This window comes from Enterobacter sp. E14S (assembly GCF_055666685.1).
In genome coordinates this window covers 428332-445498 of sequence record NZ_JBVODQ010000003.1, presented here as the reverse complement: position 1 = coordinate 445498, position 17167 = coordinate 428332, and the positions used below count along the sequence as shown (strand labels likewise).

Genomic DNA, 17167 nt, shown 5'->3' with positions numbered 1-17167 from the left:
GTCTCCTTAGCGCCTTATGCTTAAGACTGCGCTTTACCGGATTTGCTTTCAGCTGTTAATCACCGTTACCAGATTGTTATTTGGCTTACCGCTCAGCTCACGAGGACAAACCAGGGTACAGAGCTATGGCGCCTTGCAGGTAAACGAATGAAATATCAGTGAAACAACAGCAAATCAGCGTTTTTGCAGTCCGAATTATTCAAACCTGTATATCACTAATAACTGTCCTGATAACTTCGGTCAATACCATCACACTGTTACATAACTATTTGTCAGGTGAAAGAGAGACCTCATAACTTTTGCGCATTATATGCCTTTTCTGATGACGTTTGTAACAATATTGTTTAACATTTGTCAAATCAGATGATTAAAAATTAAAAAGATGTTGTTATCGTGACCCTGATCACTGTTCCAGAGAAAACCCGACAAACTGTATGTAGGTTAATTGTAATGATTTTGTGAACGGCCTATACTGCCGCCAGGTCTCCGGAACACCCTGCAATCCCGAGCCACCCAGCGTTGTAACGTGTCGTTTTAGCATCTGGAAGCAATGTTTTGCATGACGCGCAGTTATAGAAAAGGAACGCTGCTTGACCCGCATCGCAGTCCGGAGGAAGGAAACAATAAGAACAGCATGTGGGCGTTATTCATGATAAGAAATGTGAAAAAACAAAGACCTGTCAATCTGGATCTCAAAACGATCCGGTTCCCTGTAACAGCAATAGCGTCCATTCTGCACCGTGTGTCCGGTGTGATTACGTTTGTGGCGGTCGGTATTCTGCTGTGGTTGCTGGGGACCAGCCTCTCTTCTCCTGAAGGATTCCTCCAGGCCTCTGCCATCATGAACAGCTTCTTCGTGAAATTCATCATGTGGGGCATTCTGACCGCGCTGGCATACCACGTCGTTGTGGGTGTTCGCCATATGCTGATGGACTTTGGCTACCTGGAAGAGACTTTCGAAGCCGGGAAACGCTCCGCTAACATTTCATTTGTGATTACTGTCGTGCTTTCACTTCTCGCAGGAGTTCTCGTATGGTAAGCAACGCCTCCGCATTAGGACGCAACGGCGTACATGACTTCATTCTGGTCCGTGCTACCGCCATCGTTCTCACTCTTTACATCATCTATATGATCGGTTTCTTCGCGACCAGCGGCACGCTGACGTGGGAAATCTGGAGTGGGTTCTTCGGATCCGCCTTCACCAAAGTGTTCACCCTGCTGGCTCTGTTCTCCATCCTTATTCATGCGTGGATTGGCATGTGGCAGGTGTTGACCGATTACGTTAAACCGCTGGCGATTCGCCTCCCACTGCAGCTGGCCATTGTTGTTGCACTGGTGGTTTACGTTATTTATGGATTCGTTGTGGTGTGGGGTGTGTAATGAAACTGCCAGTCAGAGAATTTGATGCTGTTGTAATTGGTGCCGGTGGCGCAGGTATGCGTGCCGCACTGCAAATTTCCCAGAGCGGCCAGACCTGTGCGCTGCTCTCTAAAGTTTTCCCGACCCGTTCCCACACTGTGTCTGCGCAGGGCGGTATCACCGTTGCGCTGGGTAACTCCCATGAAGATAACTGGGAATGGCACATGTACGACACGGTAAAAGGTTCCGACTACATCGGCGACCAGGATGCCATCGAATATATGTGTAAAACCGGCCCGGAAGCGATTCTGGAGCTGGACCACATGGGACTGCCGTTCTCCCGTCTGGAAAATGGCACCATCTATCAGCGTCCGTTTGGCGGCCAGTCGAAAAACTTCGGCGGCGAGCAGGCGGCACGCACCGCGGCGGCGGCTGACCGTACCGGTCACGCACTGCTGCACACCCTGTATCAGCAGAACCTGAAAAACCATACCACCATCTTCTCCGAGTGGTACGCGCTGGATCTGGTGAAAAATGCCGATGGCGCAATCGTCGGCTGTACCGCGCTGTGCATCGAAACCGGTGAAGTGGTTTACTTCAAAGCCCGCGCTACCGTGCTGGCTACCGGCGGCGCAGGCCGTATCTATCAGTCCACCACTAACGCCCACATCAACACCGGTGACGGTGTCGGCATGGCTATCCGCGCGGGCGTGCCGGTGCAGGATATGGAGATGTGGCAGTTCCACCCAACCGGTATCGCCGGTGCGGGCGTTCTGGTAACAGAAGGCTGCCGCGGTGAAGGTGGCTACCTGCTGAACAAGCACGGCGAGCGCTTCATGGAGCGTTATGCCCCGAATGCGAAAGACCTGGCGGGTCGTGACGTGGTGGCGCGTTCCATCATGATCGAAATTCGTGAAGGCCGCGGCTGTGACGGCCCATGGGGTCCACACGCGAAGCTGAAGCTTGACCATCTGGGTAAAGAAGTTCTGGAATCCCGTCTGCCGGGCATCCTGGAGCTGTCCCGCACCTTCGCACACGTCGACCCGGTCAAAGAGCCGATTCCGGTTATTCCAACCTGCCACTACATGATGGGCGGTATTCCGACCAAAGTGACCGGTCAGGCGCTGACCGTAAACGAGCAGGGCGAAGACGTGGTTATTCCTGGCCTGTTCGCGGTAGGCGAAATTGCCTGCGTATCCGTACACGGTGCAAACCGTCTGGGCGGCAACTCCCTGCTGGACCTGGTGGTGTTTGGTCGTGCAGTCGGTCTGCATCTGCAGGAATCCATTGCCGAGCAGGGCGCGCTGCGTGACGCAACCGACGACGAAATTGATGCCTCTCTTGAGCGCCTTAACCGCTGGAACGGTAACCGTAACGGCGAAGATCCGGTGGAAATCCGTAAAGCGCTGCAGGAATGCATGCAGCACAACTTCTCGGTATTCCGCGAAGGCGACGCGATGGCCAAAGGTCTTGAGCAGCTGAAAGCGATCCGCGAGCGTCTGAAAAATGCCCGTCTGGACGACACCTCAAGCGAATTCAACACCCAGCGCGTTGAGTGCCTGGAGCTGGATAACCTGATGGAAACCGCGTTCGCGACGGCGATGTCGGCAAACTTCCGTACCGAAAGCCGTGGCGCGCATAGCCGCTTCGACTTCCCGGATCGTGATGACGAAAACTGGCTGTGCCATTCCCTGTATCTGCCAGAGTCGGAATCCATGACGCGTCGTAGCGTCAATATGGAACCGAAACTGCGTCCGGCGTTCCCGCCGAAGATTCGTACTTACTAATGCGGAGACAGGATAATGAAACTCGAATTCTCAGTTTATCGTTATAACCCGGATGTTGATGACGCTCCGCGTATGCAGGACTACACCCTGGAAGCGGAAGAAGGTCGCGACATGATGCTGCTGGATGCCTTAATCCAGCTGAAAGAAAAAGATCCTACGCTGTCGTTCCGCCGCTCCTGCCGTGAAGGGGTTTGTGGCTCTGACGGTGTGAACATGAACGGCAAAAATGGCCTGGCCTGCATCACGCCAATTTCAGCGTTGCAGCGTCCTGGTCAGAAAATTGTTATCCGTCCTCTGCCAGGCCTGCCGGTCGTGCGTGATTTGGTGGTAGACATGGGGCAATTCTATGCACAATATGAGAAGATTAAGCCTTACTTATTGAATAATGGGCAAAATCCACCCGCTCGCGAGCACTTACAGTCTCCTGAGCAGCGTGAAAAACTCGATGGGTTGTACGAGTGTATTCTCTGCGCATGCTGTTCAACGTCCTGCCCGTCGTTCTGGTGGAACCCGGACAAGTTTATCGGCCCGGCCGGTCTGCTGGCTGCCTATCGCTTCCTGATCGATAGCCGCGACACCGAAACCGATAGCCGTCTGGAAGGGCTGAGTGACGCTTTCAGCGTATTCCGCTGCCATAGCATCATGAACTGCGTCAGTGTGTGTCCGAAGGGGCTGAACCCGACGCGCGCCATCGGCCATATTAAGTCGATGCTGCTGCAGCGCAGTGCGTAAGTAGTGAGAGGGGAGCGCTGTTCCCCTCACCCTAACCCTCTCCCTAAGGGAGAGGGGACAGATTGCAGGAAATCTTTAAAAACTGCCGACGGCATTCCCCCTCTCCCTTAGGGAGAGGGTAGGGGTGAGGGTAAAGACCCTTAGACAGTTTCTAAAGGTTCCTTCGCGGGCCACAAAGAGCTCGCAGGTGAACCCCGGCACGTACACGTGGTGTGCGTGGTAGTTTCTACGGCGAAAGTAAGCATAAAAATGCTTAAGGGATCACGATGCAGAACGGCGCAATGAAAGCCTGGCTGGACTCTTCTTTCCTTTCTGGTGCGAACCAGAGCTGGATTGAACAGCTCTATGAAGACTTCTTAACCGATCCTGACTCAGTGGACGCAAACTGGCGTTCCATGTTCCAGCAGTTGCCTGGCACAGGGGTCAAACCGGATCAATTCCATTCCAAAACACGTGATTATTTCCGTCGTCTGGCGAAGGATGCCTCACGTTACTCTTCTGCGATTTCCGACCCTGACACCAATGCGAAGCAGGTTAAAGTCCTGCAGCTTATCAACGCTTATCGCTTCCGCGGTCACCAGCATGCGAATCTCGATCCGCTGGGACTGTGGCAGCAAGACCGTGTGGCCGATCTCGATCCGGCGTATCACGATCTGACCGAGGCCGATTTCCAGGAAAGCTTTAACGTAGGTTCCTTTGCCATCGGCAAAGACACGATGAAGCTGGGCGATCTGATTGACGCGCTCAAGCAAACCTACTGCGGCTCCATCGGCGCGGAATACATGCACATTACCTCTACCGAAGAGAAACGCTGGATCCAGCAGCGCATCGAATCCGTAGCGGGCCACGCGACCTTCTCGGCTGACGAGAAAAAACGCTTCCTGAACGAACTGACCGCAGCTGAAGGGCTTGAGCGCTATCTGGGCGCGAAATTCCCGGGCGCAAAACGCTTCTCGCTGGAAGGCGGCGACGCGCTGGTGCCGATGCTGAAAGAGCTGATTCGTCACGCAGGCAAGAGCGGCACCCGTGAAGTGGTACTGGGCATGGCGCACCGTGGTCGTCTGAACGTGCTGGTCAACGTGCTGGGTAAAAAACCGCAGGACCTGTTCGACGAATTCGCGGGCAAACATAAAGAACACCTCGGCACCGGCGACGTGAAGTACCACATGGGCTTCTCGTCGGATATCGAAACCGAAGGCGGTCTGGTTCACCTGGCGCTGGCGTTTAACCCGTCACACCTGGAAATCGTTAGCCCGGTGGTTATCGGTTCCGTGCGCGCGCGTCTGGATCGTCTGGACGAGCCGAGCAGCAATAAAGTTCTGCCAATTACCATCCACGGCGATGCGGCGGTAACAGGGCAGGGCGTGGTTCAGGAAACCCTGAACATGTCGAAAGCGCGTGGTTATGAAGTGGGCGGTACCGTTCGCATCGTGATCAACAACCAGGTGGGCTTCACCACCTCTAACCCGCTGGACGCGCGTTCTACCCCATACTGCACCGACATCGGTAAGATGGTGCAGGCACCGATCTTCCACGTTAACGCGGATGACCCGGAAGCCGTTGCTTTCGTTACCCGTCTGGCGCTGGACTTCCGTAATACCTTTAAACGCGATGTGTTCATTGACCTCTTCTGCTACCGCCGTCACGGCCACAACGAAGCGGACGAGCCAAGTGCAACCCAGCCGTTGATGTATCAGAAAATCAAAAAACATCCGACCCCGCGCAAAATCTATGCTGACAAGCTGGAGAGCGACAAAGTGACGACGCTGGAAGATGCGACCGAAATGGTCAACCTCTACCGCGACGCGCTGGATGCGGGTGAATGCGTGGTGAAAGAGCTGCGCCCGATGAACATGCACTCCTTTACCTGGTCGCCGTACCTCAACCACGAGTGGGATGAGAGCTACCCGAACAAGGTTGAGATGAAGCGCCTGCAGGAGCTGGCTAAACGCATCAGCACCGTACCGGACGCTATCGAGATGCAGTCTCGCGTGGCGAAAATCTACGCTGACCGTCAGTCCATGGCGGCAGGCGAGAAGCTGTTCGACTGGGGCGGCGCGGAAACGCTGGCTTACGCAACGCTGGTTGACGAAGGTATTCCTGTTCGTCTGTCCGGTGAAGATGCGGGCCGTGGGACCTTCTTCCACCGTCACGCGGTTGTTCACAACCAGTCCAACGGTTCAACCTACACCCCGCTGCAGCACGTGCACAACGGTCAGGGCCAGTTCAAGGTCTGGGACTCCGTGCTGTCTGAAGAAGCGGTGCTGGCCTTCGAATACGGTTATGCCACCGCTGAACCACGCACCCTGACCATCTGGGAAGCGCAGTTCGGTGACTTCGCCAACGGTGCGCAGGTGGTTATCGACCAGTTCATCTCCTCCGGCGAGCAGAAGTGGGGCCGTATGTGTGGCCTGGTGATGCTGCTGCCGCACGGTTATGAAGGTCAGGGTCCGGAGCACTCCTCCGCGCGTCTGGAACGTTATCTGCAGCTCTGCGCCGAGCAGAACATGCAGGTCTGCGTGCCGTCCACCCCGGCTCAGGTCTACCACATGCTGCGTCGTCAGGCGCTGCGCGGTATGCGCCGTCCGCTGGTGGTGATGTCGCCGAAATCCCTGCTGCGTCACCCGCTGGCGGTGTCGAGCCTGGAAGAACTGGCGAACGGAACCTTCCTGCCAGCCATCGGTGAAATTGACGAGCTGGATCCGCAGGGCGTGAAGCGCGTGGTGATGTGTTCTGGTAAGGTTTATTACGACCTGCTGGAACAGCGCCGCAAGAACGATCAGAAAGATGTCGCCATCGTGCGTATCGAACAGCTTTATCCGTTCCCGCATCAGGCGATGCAGGAAGTGCTGAAACAATATGCTCACGTACATGATTTTGTCTGGTGCCAGGAAGAGCCGCTTAACCAGGGCGCATGGTACTGCAGCCAGCATCATTTCCGTGAAGTGATTCCATTTGGGTCAGCCCTGCGTTATGCAGGTCGCCCGGCCTCCGCCTCTCCGGCGGTAGGGTATATGTCCGTTCACCAGAAGCAGCAACAAGATCTGGTCAATGACGCGCTGAACGTCGATTAATTAAAGGATACAAAATGAGTAGCGTAGATATTCTTGTTCCCGACCTGCCTGAATCTGTAGCAGATGCGACCGTCGCTACCTGGCACAAAAAACCAGGCGATGCCGTTAAGCGCGATGAAGTGCTGGTAGAAATCGAAACTGACAAAGTGGTACTGGAAGTACCGGCTTCGGCGGATGGCGTTCTGGACGCGGTGCTGGAAGATGAAGGTACCACCGTAACCTCTCGTCAGATCCTGGGTCGCCTGCGAGAAGGCAACAGCGCGGGCAAAGAGTCCAGCGCGAAATCTGAAGAGAAAGCCTCTACGCCGGCTCAGCGCCAGCAGGCTTCTCTGGAAGAACAGTCTAACGACGCCCTCAGCCCGGCGATCCGTCGCCTGCTGGCTGAACACAGCCTTGACCCGGCAGCCATCAAAGGCACCGGTGTGGGCGGTCGTCTAACCCGCGAAGACATCGACAAACACCTGGCGAAAGCGCCTGCTCAGGCAGAAGCGAAAGCCCCTGCGGCAGCACCAGCAGCACAGCCTGCTCTGGGTGCCCGCAGCGAAAAACGCGTGCCGATGACCCGCCTGCGCAAGCGCGTGGCCGAGCGTCTGCTGGAAGCGAAAAACTCCACCGCGATGCTGACCACCTTCAACGAAGTGAACATGAAGCCAATCATGGACCTGCGCAAGCAGTACGGTGACGCCTTTGAAAAACGTCACGGTATCCGTCTGGGCTTTATGTCCTTCTACGTGAAAGCGGTTGTTGAAGCGCTGAAACGCTACCCGGAAGTGAACGCGTCTATCGATGGCGATGACGTGGTTTACCACAACTATTTCGACGTCAGCATGGCGGTTTCTACTCCACGCGGCCTGGTAACGCCGGTTCTGCGTGATGTGGATACCCTGGGTATGGCTGACATCGAGAAAAACATTAAAGAGCTGGCTGTAAAAGGCCGCGACGGCAAGCTGACCGTAGACGACCTGACCGGCGGTAACTTCACCATTACCAACGGCGGCGTATTCGGCTCGCTGATGTCTACCCCGATCATTAACCCGCCGCAGAGCGCGATCCTGGGTATGCATGCCATTAAAGATCGCCCTATGGCGGTAGACGGTAAAGTTGAGATCCTGCCAATGATGTACCTGGCGCTCTCTTACGACCACCGCCTGATCGACGGCCGCGAGTCCGTGGGCTTCCTGGTCGCGATTAAAGAGCTGCTGGAAGATCCAACCCGTCTGCTGCTGGACGTCTAGTTTTGCAGTCTTGCCCGGCGGCGTATGGCTGCCGGGCCAATAAAAGCACGACCTAACGATTACCTGAAGGATGGATAGAACACATGAACTTACATGAATATCAGGCCAAACAGCTGTTTGCCCGGTATGGCTTACCGGCTCCGGTGGGTTATGCCTGTACTACCCCGCGTGAAGCAGAAGAAGCCGCATCTAAAATCGGTTCCGGCCCTTGGGTAGTTAAGTGTCAGGTTCACGCTGGTGGCCGTGGTAAAGCGGGCGGTGTGAAGGTTGTTAAGAGCAAAGAAGAGATTCGTGCGTTTGCTGAACATTGGCTCGGCAAGCGTCTGGTAACGTACCAGACAGATGCGAACGGCCAGCCGGTTAACCAGATCCTGGTTGAAGCGGCGACCGACATCGCGAAAGAACTGTACCTGGGCGCGGTTGTTGACCGTAGCTCCCGTCGCGTGGTGTTCATGGCGTCTACCGAAGGCGGCGTGGAAATCGAAAAAGTGGCGGAAGAAACCCCGCACCTGATCCACAAAGTGGCAATCGATCCGCTGGCGGGCCCGATGCCTTATCAGGGTCGCGAGCTGGCGTTCAAACTGGGCCTGGAAGGCAAGCTGGTTCAGCAGTTCACCAAGATCTTCATGGGGCTGGCGAACATCTTCCTGGAGCGCGACCTGGCGCTGATCGAGATCAACCCGCTGGTGATCACCACCCAGGGCGACCTGATCTGCCTCGACGGCAAGCTGGGCGCTGACGGCAACGCGCTGTTCCGCCAGTCCGATCTGCGCGAAATGCGCGACCAGTCTCAGGAAGATCCGCGTGAAGCACAGGCTGCACAGTGGGAGCTGAACTACGTAGCGCTGGACGGCAACATCGGCTGCATGGTTAACGGTGCGGGCCTGGCAATGGGCACCATGGACATCGTTAAGCTGCACGGCGGTGAGCCAGCAAACTTCCTCGACGTAGGCGGTGGCGCAACCAAAGAGCGCGTAACCGAAGCGTTCAAAATCATTCTCTCTGACGACAACGTGAAGGCCGTTCTGGTTAACATCTTCGGCGGCATCGTTCGTTGCGACCTGATCGCCGACGGTATCATCGGTGCGGTAGAAGAAGTGGGCGTGAACGTTCCGGTGGTTGTGCGTCTGGAAGGTAACAACGCTGAACTCGGCGCGAAAAAACTGGCTGACAGCGGCCTGAATATTATTGCAGCGAAAAGTCTGACGGATGCAGCTCAGCAGGTTGTTGCCGCAGTGGAGGGGAAATAATGTCAGTTTTAATTAATAAAGATACCAAGGTTATCTGCCAGGGCTTCACCGGTAGCCAGGGGACTTTCCACTCCGAACAGGCGATTGCCTACGGCACGCAGATGGTTGGCGGCGTAACGCCAGGTAAAGGCGGCACCACGCACCTGGGCCTGCCGGTGTTCAACACCGTGCGTGAAGCCGTAGAAGCGACGGGCGCAACCGCGACCGTGATCTACGTTCCGGCACCGTTCTGCAAAGACTCCATTCTGGAAGCGATCGACGCAGGCATCAAACTGATCATCACTATTACTGAAGGCATCCCGACGCTGGATATGCTGACCGTGAAGGTGAAGCTGGATGAAGCAGGCGTGCGCATGATCGGCCCGAACTGCCCAGGCGTTATCACCCCGGGCGAATGCAAAATCGGCATCATGCCGGGCCACATTCACAAGCCGGGCAAAGTGGGCATCGTGTCCCGTTCCGGTACCCTGACCTATGAAGCCGTTAAGCAGACCACCGACTACGGCTTCGGCCAGTCCACCTGTGTGGGCATCGGCGGTGACCCGATCCCTGGCTCTAACTTCATCGACATCCTGAAGCTGTTCCAGGAAGATCCACAGACTGAAGCGATCGTGATGATCGGTGAGATCGGTGGTAGCGCGGAAGAAGAAGCCGCTGCTTACATCAAAGAACACGTGACCAAGCCAGTTGTCGGTTATATCGCGGGTGTGACCGCGCCGAAAGGCAAGCGTATGGGTCACGCAGGCGCGATCATCGCCGGCGGTAAAGGTACGGCTGATGAGAAATTCGCAGCGCTGGAAGCCGCAGGCGTGAAAACCGTTCGCAGCCTGGCGGATATCGGCGAAGCACTGAAATCCATCATTAAGTAAGTCCTCTCTGCGCCCTGAATGGGGCGCGTTGAAATAAAAAAATGTCCGTTTCGACATGGTTGGCCGCTGTAAAGCGGCCTTTTTTATTGCCTGCCGGGCTACATGCAATAGTCACTAAATGGTGTTAATTAGAGAGGGGGATAAAAGTAAAATAATTGTTATTTATTTACTTTAAAGAGAGCGGATGGAAAAAAACGAAAAACGCACTAAAATTTATGTCCTGAATAAATTAGGCATTCGGGCTTCTGAGTTAATAAAAATCACTTCTGTTTATATACATCAATCGACTTGCTAACCTTAATTGTATTTTATATACATATCTTTAACATGGTTTTTACTATGTTCACCGCATCAAAACACATTTAACACAACGGATTGTTTTTGATTTAAATCAATGTTTAATCCTTGGAAAAACCCATCAAAAGGCGGTAAATTGTCCCCGATCAAAATGGCCGAAAAGTGGTAATTTTGCTATAAATTGATCGCCGTCGAAAAACGTAAATGTGATTCAATAAAAACCTGTTTATTGTAAGGGTTTTGCAGCGTATTATATTTGCGGGATCAATTTGAGTTTTTTATTAACGTATTTGTAACCTCACGTCATCGTTTTTATCCTCCTTCAGGGTAATAACGACGACAAGGATGCGAATAATTTGTATTGGGGCATGCGTGTGGATCTCTCTCTGACGGGGTTCACTCTCGGAGTCTTCATGCGATGAGCAAGGAGTCATGATGTTAGATATAGTCGAACTGTCGCGCTTACAGTTTGCCTTGACCGCGATGTACCACTTCCTGTTTGTGCCACTGACGCTCGGTATGGCGTTCCTGCTGGCCATTATGGAAACGGTATACGTTCTCTCCGGCAAACAGATTTATAAAGATATGACCAAGTTCTGGGGCAAGTTGTTTGGTATCAACTTCGCGCTGGGCGTGGCAACCGGTTTGACCATGGAGTTCCAGTTCGGGACTAACTGGTCTTACTATTCCCACTATGTCGGGGATATCTTCGGTGCGCCGCTGGCCATTGAAGGTCTGATGGCATTCTTCCTCGAATCCACCTTTGTAGGTCTGTTCTTCTTCGGCTGGGATCGTCTGGGTAAAGTCCAGCATATGGCGGTGACCTGGCTGGTGGCATTAGGTTCGAACCTGTCCGCGCTGTGGATTCTGGTGGCGAACGGCTGGATGCAGAACCCTATCGCATCTGATTTCAACTTCGAAACCATGCGTATGGAGATGGTCAGCTTTGCCGAGCTGGTCCTGAACCCGGTTGCGCAGGTTAAATTCGTTCACACCGTCGCTTCTGGCTACGTGTGCGGCGCGATGTTTGTACTGGGCATCAGCTCTTACTACATGCTGCGCGGCCGTGACTTCGCCTTTGCTAAGCGCTCCTTTGCTATCGCGGCAAGCTTCGGTATGGCTGCAATCCTCTCTGTTATCGTTCTGGGTGATGAATCCGGTTACGAAATGGGTGACGTGCAGAAAACCAAACTGGCTGCCATCGAAGCCGAATGGGAAACCCAACCGGCGCCTGCTGCCTTTACGCTGTTCGGTATTCCCGATCAGGATGCGCAGGAAAACCGCTTCGCCATTCAGATCCCTTATGCGCTGGGTATCATCGCCACCCGTTCTGTTGATAAGCAGGTGACCGGTCTGAAAGAGCTGATGGTTCAGCACGAAGAGCGTATCCGTAACGGTATGAAAGCCTACTCGCTGCTGGAACAGCTGCGTGCCGGTTCTACCGATCAGGCCGTTCGCGACCAGTTCAACAACGTGAAGAAAGATCTGGGTTACGGTTTGCTGCTGAAGCGTTATACCCCGAACGTTTCTGATGCGACAGAAGCACAGATCCAGATGGCAACCAAAGACTCGATTCCACGCGTTGCGCCACTGTACTTCGCATTCCGTATCATGGTGGGCTGCGGCATCATCATGCTGCTGATCATTGCGGCGTCCTTCTGGTCCGTGATTCGTAACCGCATCGGCGAGAAAAAATGGCTGCTGCGCACCGCGCTGTACGGTATTCCACTGCCGTGGATCGCGATCGAATCCGGCTGGTTTGTTGCGGAGTACGGCCGTCAGCCATGGGCGATTGGTGAGGTACTGCCAACGGCGGTAGCGAACTCTTCCCTGACAGCGGGCGACCTGATCTTCTCCATGCTGCTGATCTGTGGTCTGTACACCCTGTTCCTGGTGGCTGAACTGTTCCTGATGTTCAAGTTCGCGCGCCTTGGCCCAAGCAGCCTGAAAACCGGTCGCTATCACTACGAGCAGTCCACTGCGACTACTCAGCCGGCACGCTAAGACAGGAGTCATCAAATGATCGATTATGAAGTATTGCGTTTTATCTGGTGGCTGCTGGTTGGCGTTCTGCTGATCGGTTTTGCCGTCACGGATGGTTTCGACATGGGGGTGGGGATGCTCACCCGTTTCCTCGGTCGTAATGACACCGAGCGTCGAATCATGATCAACTCCATCGCCCCTCACTGGGACGGTAACCAGGTGTGGCTGATCACCGCTGGCGGCGCGCTGTTCGCTGCCTGGCCGATGGTCTACGCGGCTGCGTTCTCCGGCTTTTATGTGGCGATGATTCTGGTGCTGGCCTCTTTATTCTTCCGTCCGGTCGGTTTCGACTACCGTTCCAAGATTGAAGACACCCGCTGGCGCAACATGTGGGACTGGGGCATCTTTATCGGTAGCTTCGTTCCACCGCTGGTGATCGGCGTGGCGTTCGGTAACCTGCTTCAGGGCGTACCGTTCCACCTGGACGAATACATGCGTCTTTACTACACCGGTAACTTCTTCCAGCTGCTGAATCCGTTTGGCCTGCTGGCCGGCGTGGTGAGCGTGGCGATGATCATCACTCAGGGCGCAACCTATCTGCAGATGCGTACGGTTGGTGAACTGCACCTGCGTTCTCGCGCGACGGCTCAGGTCGCTGCGCTGGTAACGCTGGTCTGCTTCGCACTGGCCGGTGTGTGGGTGGTGTACGGCATTGATGGTTATGTGGTGACCTCTGCAATTAACCACTCGGCACCGTCTAACCCGCTGACCAAAGAAGTGGCGCGTCAGGCTGGCGCATGGCTGGTGAACTTCAATAACACCCCTGCGCTGTGGGCTATCCCGGCTCTGGGCGTATTGCTGCCGCTGCTGACCGTGTTGACGTCTCGTCTGGAGAAAGGCGCGCTGGCGTTCGTGTTCTCTTCGCTGACCCTGGCGTGCATCATCCTGACGGCGGGTATTGCGATGTTCCCATTCGTCATGCCATCCAGCACCATGCTGAATGCTAGCCTGACCATGTGGGATGCCACGTCCAGCCAACTGACGCTGAACCTGATGACATATGTTGCTTGCGTGTTCGTACCGATTATCCTGCTCTACACCACCTGGTGTTACTGGAAAATGTTCGGTCGCATCACTAAAGAACATATCGAAAGCAACACCCATTCTATGTACTAAGTAAGGAGCTGAATATGTGGTATTTCGCATGGATTTTAGGGACGCTTCTTGCCTGTGCATTTGGTGTCATCACTGCCCTGGCGCTTGAGCACGTCGAAGCGACCAAAGCGGGTGAAGAAAAACACTGATGAATATTATCGCGACGCTTTACGCGGTAATGGACAAGCGCCCGTTACGGGCGCTTTCTTTAGTGATGGCATTACTGCTGGCAGGTTGTATCTTCTGGGACCCTTCGCGCTTTGCAGCGAAAACCAGCGAGCTTGAAATCTGGCACGGCTTTCTCATTATGTGGGCGGTGTGCGCAGGTGTGATCCACGGCGTCGGCTTTCGTCCGAAAGCCGTTCACTGGCAGGGAATTTTTTGCCCGCTGATTGCCGATCTGGTGCTTCTCGCCGGTTTGATTTTCTTCTTCTTCTGAATAAGAAATGTCCGTTAACGTTATGGGCTTACCCGAGCCCATAAAAATTTACTCTCCGTTTACTTTCTCCCATTCCCAACCCTCTTTCCCGCGCGTATAGTAGCGAAGTTTAAAAGCATTAACTTTTGTTGCATTACCGGGATGTAAAGTGAATACAACGCTGTTTCGATGGCCGGTTCGTGTCTATTACGAAGATACTGATGCCGGTGGTGTGGTTTACCACGCCAGCTACGTTGCTTTTTATGAACGGGCACGCACAGAGATGCTGCGCCATCATCACTTTAGTCAACAGGTGCTGTTGGCTGAGCGAGTTGCCTTCGTGGTACGCAAGATGACGCTTGAGTATTTTGCGCCTGCCAGACTCGACGATATGCTCGAAGTCCAAACTGAAATTACATCAATGCGCGGGACCTCACTGGTTTTCACGCAGCGGATAGTCAACGCAGAGAATACCGTACTGAACTCAGCTGAGGTGCTGATTGTTTGTGTTGATCCAACCATAATGAAGCCTCGTGCGCTTCCTAAGTCTATTGTCGCGGAGTTTAAGCAGTGACTGACATGAATATCCTTGATTTGTTCCTGAAGGCAAGCCTTCTGGTTAAACTTATCATGTTGATTTTGATTGGTTTTTCAATCGCATCCTGGGCCATCATCATCCAGAGAACGCGTATCCTCAATGCCGCTGGCCGTGAAGCTGAAGCGTTTGAAGATAAGTTCTGGTCGGGTATTGAGCTTTCTCGTCTTTATCAGGAAAGCCAGGGGCGCCGTGAAAACCTTACAGGCTCCGAGCAAATTTTTTATAGCGGTTTCAAAGAGTTTGCTCGTCTGCATCGTGCAAACAATCATGCGCCGGAAGCGGTTGTAGAAGGTGCCTCGCGTGCGATGCGTATCTCTATGAACCGTGAGCTGGAAAATCTCGAAACGCATATTCCATTCCTCGGCACTGTCGGTTCCATCAGCCCGTATATCGGCCTGTTTGGTACCGTGTGGGGGATCATGCACGCCTTTATCGCGCTGGGCGCGGTGAAGCAGGCGACGTTGCAGATGGTTGCACCGGGTATCGCTGAAGCACTGATTGCGACCGCTATCGGTCTGTTTGCGGCAATTCCTGCGGTTATGGCTTACAACCGTCTGAACCAGCGCGTGAACAAACTGGAACTGAACTACGACAACTTTATGGAAGAGTTCACTGCGATTCTGCACCGTCAGGCGTTTACCAGCACCGAGAGCAACAAGGGGTAAACCATGGCCAGATCGCGTGGACGAGGTCGTCGCGAGCTCAAGTCCGAAATCAATATCGTTCCACTGCTGGACGTCCTGCTGGTACTGCTGCTGATCTTCATGGCGACAGCGCCAATCATTACTCAGAGCGTGGAAGTGGATCTGCCGGATGCGACAGAATCACAGGCGGTGAGCACCAATGACGATCCTCCGGTTATCATTGAGGTTTCCGGCGTAGGGCAATACAGCGTCGTGGTAGAGAAAGATCGTATGGATCAGCTGCCGCCTGAGCAGGTTATTGCTGAAGCGCAGCGTCGTCTGGAGTCAAATCCGAAAACGGTCTTCTTAATCGGTGGCGCGAAAGACGTACCCTACGATGAAATTATTAAAGCGCTGAACTTGCTACATAGTGCGGGTGTTAAGTCAGTTGGCTTAATGACCCAACCTATTTGATCATCCGCGTAGTTTTTGGGAACCGATAGTGTCAAAGGCAACCGAACAGAACGACAAGCTTAAGCGAGCGATAATCGTCTCCGCAGTGCTGCACGTGATTCTCTTTGCAGCGCTGATCTGGAGTTCGTTCGACGAGCATATTGATGCATCAGCCGGTGGCGGTGGAGGGTCTTCCATTGACGCCGTGATGGTGGATCCCGGTGCGGTAGTACAGAACTATAATCGCGAACAGCAGCAGAAGGCGAGTGCCAAACGGGCTGAAGAGCAGCGTGAAAAACAGTCGCAACAGCAGGCGGAAGAACTGCGTGAAAAGCAGGCCGCAGAGCAGGAGCGTCTGAAGCAGCTTGAGAAAGAGCGTTTGCAGGCGCAGGAAGCTGCGAAAGAGCAGGCGGAACAGCAGAAGCAAGCCGAAGAGGCCGCGAAGAAAGCACAGGAACAGCAAAAGCAGGCGGAAGAGGCGGCAGCAAAAGCCGCAGCGGACGCGAAAGCACAGGCTGATGCCCAGGCAAAATTAGCGGCAGAAGCGGCGAAGAAAGCCGCTGCTGATGCTCAGAAGAAAGCTGAAGCGGAAGCCGCGAAGAAAGCCGCTGCCGATGCTCAGAAGAAAGCCGAAGCGGAAGCCGCGAAAAAAGCCGCTCAGGAAGCAGAGAAGAAAGCTGCTGCCGAGGCCGCGAAGAAAGCGGCTGCTGCTGAGAAAGCGGCCGCTGAAAAAGCCGCTGCCGATAAAAAAGCTGCAGCTGAGAAGGCTGCCGCCGATAAGAAAGCTGCAGCTGAGAAGGCCGCTGCCGATAAGAAAGCTGCTGCTGATAAAGCGGCGGCCAAAAAGGCCGCGGCTGCTGAAAAAGCCGCTGCTGCCGCAGGGGTTGACGATCTGCTGGGCGATTTGAGCTCCGGTAAGAATGCACCGAAAACGGGCGGTGGGGCGAAAGGAAACAACGCAGCGCCGACGGGAAGTGGTAACACTAAGAGTAACGGTGCGACAGGGGCTGAAATCAACGGTTATGCCGCGCAGATTAAATCCGCTATTGAAAGCCGATTCTATGATGCGTCTTCCTATACCGGTAAAACGTGTACGTTGCGTATAAAACTGGCTCCGGACGGCATGCTGCTGGATATTAAGTCTGAAGGTGGCGACCCGGCTTTATGTACTGCGGCCCTGGCTGCAGCGCGTCAGGCGAAGATGCCTAAACCGCCGTCTCAGGCAGTTTACGAAGTCTTCAAAAATGCGCCGCTGGACTTCAAACCTTAAGTTACATTTTCCCCGTGCAAACGGGGAAAAATAGACCAGGTTTAGTCACAGGGTTCTGGTAGTT

Annotated in this window: 16 protein-coding genes; all 16 read left to right on the top strand. The window is 54.3% G+C overall.

What is annotated here, in order from left to right; all coding sequences use genetic code 11:
• The first annotated feature begins 634 nt into the window (after nt 1-634).
• Nucleotides 635-1039 (top strand): succinate dehydrogenase cytochrome b556 subunit, encoded by a 405-nt coding sequence (gene sdhC / locus ACZ6J2_RS10280; protein WP_020684965.1) that lies wholly within the window; start codon nt 635-637, stop codon nt 1037-1039.
• The gene (gene sdhD, locus ACZ6J2_RS10275) at nt 1033-1380 is read left to right on the top strand and encodes a succinate dehydrogenase membrane anchor subunit (protein ID WP_008501088.1); all 348 of its coding nucleotides are present in this window, start codon (nt 1033-1035) and stop codon (nt 1378-1380) included. Before sdhC ends, sdhD begins: the two co-directional genes overlap by 7 nt.
• The gene (sdhA, locus tag ACZ6J2_RS10270; RefSeq protein ID WP_023310789.1) at nt 1380-3146 is read left to right on the top strand and encodes a succinate dehydrogenase flavoprotein subunit; all 1767 of its coding nucleotides are present in this window, start codon (nt 1380-1382) and stop codon (nt 3144-3146) included. The genes sdhD and sdhA overlap by 1 nt, the downstream gene beginning before the upstream one ends.
• A gap of 15 nt (nt 3147-3161) precedes the next feature.
• Complete coding sequence (sdhB, locus tag ACZ6J2_RS10265; RefSeq protein WP_008501090.1) at nt 3162-3878, top strand: succinate dehydrogenase iron-sulfur subunit SdhB; 717 nt, start codon at nt 3162-3164, stop codon at nt 3876-3878.
• A gap of 266 nt (nt 3879-4144) precedes the next feature.
• Nucleotides 4145-6952, top strand: a complete 2808-nt coding sequence (gene sucA, locus ACZ6J2_RS10260; RefSeq protein ID WP_033144953.1) for a 2-oxoglutarate dehydrogenase E1 component — start codon at nt 4145-4147, stop codon at nt 6950-6952.
• Nucleotides 6953-6966: 14 nt separating this feature from the next.
• Nucleotides 6967-8187 (top strand): 2-oxoglutarate dehydrogenase complex dihydrolipoyllysine-residue succinyltransferase, encoded by a 1221-nt coding sequence (gene odhB, locus ACZ6J2_RS10255; protein ID WP_008501093.1) that lies wholly within the window; start codon nt 6967-6969, stop codon nt 8185-8187.
• Nucleotides 8188-8270: 83 nt separating this feature from the next.
• Nucleotides 8271-9437 carry an ADP-forming succinate--CoA ligase subunit beta gene (gene sucC / locus ACZ6J2_RS10250; RefSeq protein WP_023310791.1) on the top strand — a complete coding sequence of 389 codons (1167 nt, stop codon included), beginning with the start codon at nt 8271-8273 and terminating at the stop codon, nt 9435-9437.
• Nucleotides 9437-10306, top strand: a complete 870-nt coding sequence (gene sucD, locus ACZ6J2_RS10245; protein ID WP_008501094.1) for a succinate--CoA ligase subunit alpha — start codon at nt 9437-9439, stop codon at nt 10304-10306. Before sucC ends, sucD begins: the two co-directional genes overlap by 1 nt.
• Nucleotides 10307-11038: 732 nt before the next feature.
• On the top strand, nt 11039-12607 hold the full coding sequence (gene cydA, locus ACZ6J2_RS10240) for a cytochrome ubiquinol oxidase subunit I (RefSeq protein WP_023310795.1): 1569 nt from the start codon (nt 11039-11041) through the stop codon (nt 12605-12607).
• A 15-nt stretch (nt 12608-12622) separates the two neighbouring features.
• Nucleotides 12623-13762, top strand: coding sequence for a cytochrome d ubiquinol oxidase subunit II (gene cydB / locus ACZ6J2_RS10235; RefSeq protein WP_047061368.1), 1140 nt, complete (start codon nt 12623-12625; stop codon nt 13760-13762).
• A 14-nt stretch (nt 13763-13776) separates the two neighbouring features.
• A complete protein-coding gene (gene cydX, locus ACZ6J2_RS10230; RefSeq protein ID WP_003858598.1) occupies nt 13777-13890 on the top strand; it encodes a cytochrome bd-I oxidase subunit CydX in 114 nt (37 codons plus the stop codon).
• On the top strand, nt 13890-14180 hold the full coding sequence (ybgE, locus tag ACZ6J2_RS10225; protein WP_010428735.1) for a cyd operon protein YbgE: 291 nt from the start codon (nt 13890-13892) through the stop codon (nt 14178-14180). The genes cydX and ybgE overlap by 1 nt, the downstream gene beginning before the upstream one ends.
• A 148-nt stretch (nt 14181-14328) precedes the next feature.
• Nucleotides 14329-14733: a tol-pal system-associated acyl-CoA thioesterase gene (gene ybgC / locus ACZ6J2_RS10220; RefSeq protein ID WP_003858593.1), complete on the top strand. Its 405-nt coding sequence runs from the start codon at nt 14329-14331 to the stop codon at nt 14731-14733.
• Nucleotides 14730-15422, top strand: a complete 693-nt coding sequence (gene tolQ, locus ACZ6J2_RS10215) for a Tol-Pal system protein TolQ (RefSeq protein WP_008501101.1) — start codon at nt 14730-14732, stop codon at nt 15420-15422. Before ybgC ends, tolQ begins: the two co-directional genes overlap by 4 nt.
• 3 nt (nt 15423-15425) lie before the next feature.
• Nucleotides 15426-15854 (top strand): colicin uptake protein TolR, encoded by a 429-nt coding sequence (tolR, locus tag ACZ6J2_RS10210; protein ID WP_003858589.1) that lies wholly within the window; start codon nt 15426-15428, stop codon nt 15852-15854.
• Between the two features lie 28 nt (nt 15855-15882).
• Nucleotides 15883-17103 carry a cell envelope integrity protein TolA gene (gene tolA, locus ACZ6J2_RS10205; protein ID WP_471725655.1) on the top strand — a complete coding sequence of 407 codons (1221 nt, stop codon included), beginning with the start codon at nt 15883-15885 and terminating at the stop codon, nt 17101-17103.
• Nucleotides 17104-17167: the final 64 nt, after the last annotated feature.